The organism is Streptomyces sparsus, from assembly GCF_054776295.1.
On the sequence record NZ_BAAHCA010000546.1, the window covers coordinates 1 to 3,333 of the forward strand.

At 74.0% G+C, this 3,333-nt stretch carries 2 protein-coding genes and 1 pseudogene; 1 reads left to right on the forward strand and 2 read right to left on the reverse strand.

Features of this window, described 5'->3' with window-relative positions; genetic code table 11:
* The coding region (locus ACYVE9_RS19950; RefSeq protein ID WP_461029253.1) for an aldehyde dehydrogenase family protein at positions 1-162 on the reverse strand (162 nt) is incomplete at its 3' end.
* A 56-nt stretch (positions 163-218) separates the two neighbouring features.
* Positions 219-2,471: a molybdopterin oxidoreductase family protein gene (locus tag ACYVE9_RS19955; RefSeq protein WP_461029252.1), complete on the reverse strand. Its 2,253-nt coding sequence runs from the start codon at positions 2,469-2,471 to the stop codon at positions 219-221.
* A 583-nt stretch (positions 2,472-3,054) separates the two neighbouring features.
* On the opposite strand from ACYVE9_RS19955, the pseudogene ACYVE9_RS19960 reads away from it, so the two are divergent.
* Positions 3,055-3,333: pseudogene (locus ACYVE9_RS19960) on the forward strand (hypothetical protein); the annotation flags it as partial.

Below are 3,333 nucleotides of genomic sequence, written 5' to 3' on the forward strand. Positions count from 1 at the left end.
CGCCGCGCGCGCCGCCCGGACCGCGGCGTCGATGTCGTCGGGGGTGCCGGCGGGGACCCGGCCGATCACACTCTCGTCGGCGGGGTTGAGGACGTCGATCGACCCGGCGCCGGGGGCGGGGCGCCAGGAGCCGTCGATGTACATAGCGTCGTGTGCCTGCATCCCCCCAAACTAGCGCCGCTAGTTTGGGGTGTCAGCAACCCGCCACGTGCTGTGGCTCACGTATGCGCCCCGGCCGGCTCGGCGACCGGCTCGATCCGCACCGGGAAACCGTTCAGCACGGCCGTCCCGGAGAGCGGGTCCAGCAGCGAACCGTCCAGCAACTGGTTCACGTTCACGCCCGGTTCGGTCGCGGCGACGGACATCCGGGTGCCCGGCCGGTCGTGGCCCCAGCCGTGCGGCAGGCTCACCACGCCCGGACGCATCGTCGCGCTGAACTCCACGACCGCCTCGACGGCCCCGCCCGCCGCGCTGATCCGGGCGGTGGTTCCGTCGGCCAGCCCGTACCGGGCGGCGTCGTCCGGGTGCACCTGGAGCGTGCAGCGGTTGCTGCCGCCGCGCAGCGCGGGCACGTTGTGCATCCAGCTGTTGTTGGACCGCAGGTGCCTGCGCCCGACCAGGACGACGGCCTCGGAGGCCCGCCGCAGACTGCCCAGCAGCCTGGGCACGTCCGCCGCGACGGCCGGCGGGCACAGTTCGACGGTGCCGGACGGGGTGCTCAGCACGCCGGGGAGCCGGGGCCGCAGCGGCCCCAGGTCCATGCCGTGCGGGTGCGCGAGCAGGCGCTCCAGCGTGAGGCCCTCGGGATCCGCCCCGAAACCGTCACCGTAGGGGCCGAGCCGCAGCATCATGTCGAGCCGGCGTTCCGGGCCGTCGGCACCGGCCAGTTCCCGGCCGAGTTCGGCCGGGTCGCGGCCGTGCACGGGCGAGCGGGGGTCGGTGACGGCCTTGCCGAGCCGGCGGCTGATGACGTCCGCGTCCACCGACTCCGGCGGCGCGTCGGGCCGGCCGATCGCGCTGAGCACCAGCCGGGCCAGGATCTCCGTCTCCGGCAGTTCCTCCTTGCCCGCCGGCACGACCGGCCGGGAGTAGCGGACCTGGTTGCGCACCGCCAGGGTGTTGAGCGCGAAGTCGAAGTGCGGGCTGCGGCTGGGGCGGGGCGGCGGCAGCACCACGTGGGCGTGCCGGGCCGTCTCGTTGAGGTAGGGGTCGACGCTGACCATGAAGTCCAGTCCGGCCAGCGCAGCGTCCAGCCGGTCGCCGTCCGGCGCGGAGAGCACCGGGTTGGCGCCGACGGTGATCACCGCCCGGGTGCGCCCCTCCCCCGGGGTGTCGATCTCCTCGGCGAGGGCGGCCATCGGGAACTCCGCCTTGACCTCCGGGTACCCGCTGACCCGGCTGTGCCGGCGGCCGGTGCGGAAGCCCCGGCCCGGCCCCGCCGGGCCGGGCGCCCGCCCGGTGGCCGACAGCGGGAACATCAGGCCGCCCGGCCGGTCGAGGTTGCCGGTGAGCGCGGTCAGCACGTCCACCAGCCAGCTGGTCAGGGTGCCGAACTCGACCGTGGTGCTGCCGACCCGCCCGTACACGGCCGCCCGCGGCGCGGCGGCCAGTTCCCTCGTGAGCTCGCGAATGGTGTCCGCCGGTACGTCGCAGCCTTCGGCCACGGCCTCGGGCGGGAAGTCGGACGCCAGCCGCCGCACGTCGGTGATCCCGCTGAGGTGCGGACCGGCGGGGCCGGTGTCGACCAGGTCCTCGTCGAACAGGGTGTGCACCATCGCCATCAGCAGCAGCGCGTCACCGCCGGGACGCACCGCGACGTGCCGGTCGGCCAGCGCCGCGGTCCTGGTGCGGCGCGGATCGACCACGGTGAGCGTGCCGCCGCGTCGGCGCAGCGCCTTCAGCCGGCCTGGGAAGTCGGGCGCGGTGCACAGGCTGCCGTTGGACTCGACCGGGTTGGCGCCGATCACCAGCAGGTGGTCGGCACGGTCGAGGTCGGGCACGGGGATGGCGTCCGGATCGCCGTAGAGCAGCCCGCTGGAGACGTGCTTGGGCATCTGGTCCAGGGTGCTGGCGGTGTACAGCGCGGCCCCGGGCAACGCCCCCATCAGCACACGGGGGTACAGCGCCCCCGCCACGGTGTGCACGTTGGGGTTGCCCAGCAGCACCGCGACGGACTCCGGGCCCGCCTCCCGGAGGACACCGCCGAGACCGGCGGCGAGCGCGGCGAACGCCTCGTCCCACCCGGTCTCCCGCAGCTTTCCGCCGGATCGCACCAGCGGGCGGGTCAGACGGTCCGGATCACTGTCCAACTGCCCGAAGGAGGCACCCTTGGGGCAGATGAAGCCTCGGCTGAACACGTCGTCACGATCGCCTCGGGCCGCGGTGATCCGCCCCTGCTCGACGGTGACGCGTAGGCCGCACGTCGCCTCGCACAGTGGGCAGATCCGCAGCGCTCCGGTGTTCTCGACCATGGGTCTCCCTCGCGGACAGCGTGTCGGCAGTGACAGTGGGCTCGGAACTCGGTGGGCCCGACTGTACCGAGAAAGTTCCCCGAGGCAACCATGCGTGCGTCAACGGGTGGCGGCGACCGCCGCCCCGCCGTGGGACCGGCCCCGGGTGGCGGGACCGGTCGGCCGAATCGCCGATGCGGCACTCGCCGGTGCCGCGCTCGTCGGCACCGCTCCTGCCGGTGCGAGCACCGCCGGGCTCGCCAGCGCACTCACCAACGGGCTCGGAACGGCCTCTCCGGGCGGCGCCCCGACCACTCGTGAGCAGTCGCGAAAGGCCGGCGGACGGGGCGGAAACGGCGATTCCGGCGCAGCACTTCCCCACAGCGGGAGGCAGTCCGGGAAATCGGCAGAAGACACGACATCGGCATATGCAAAGGGATCATTCATGGCCCGACCGTTGCGCACCGGCCGGTCCGAGCGCCAGTACCAGGCACGCACCTGACCGAATACGTCTCCGTTCGAGTGAGGTGGAGGCACCGGCACCAAGCCGCCGTGCTCCCGTACGCCCTGACGGCGCACTCCGCCGCCGTGAGACCAAGAAGTCATGTCCCTCCAGCGCACGCCGAACACCCGACTCCGGGCACTCCTGGGCGAGGCCGACTGGACCCAGGAGGCGCTCGCCCGCTCGGTGAACGCGCTGGCCGCCGAGATCGGCACCCGGCTGCGGTACGACCGCACCACCGTCGCCCACTGGCTGGCCGGCACCGAACCGCGCCCCCAGGCCGCGCAGTTCGTCGCGGTGGCGCTGTCGCGGCGGATGGGCAGAGCGGTGACACCGCAGGACGCCGGTTTCCGCGCCCCGCCGGTGACGCCGCCCACCTCC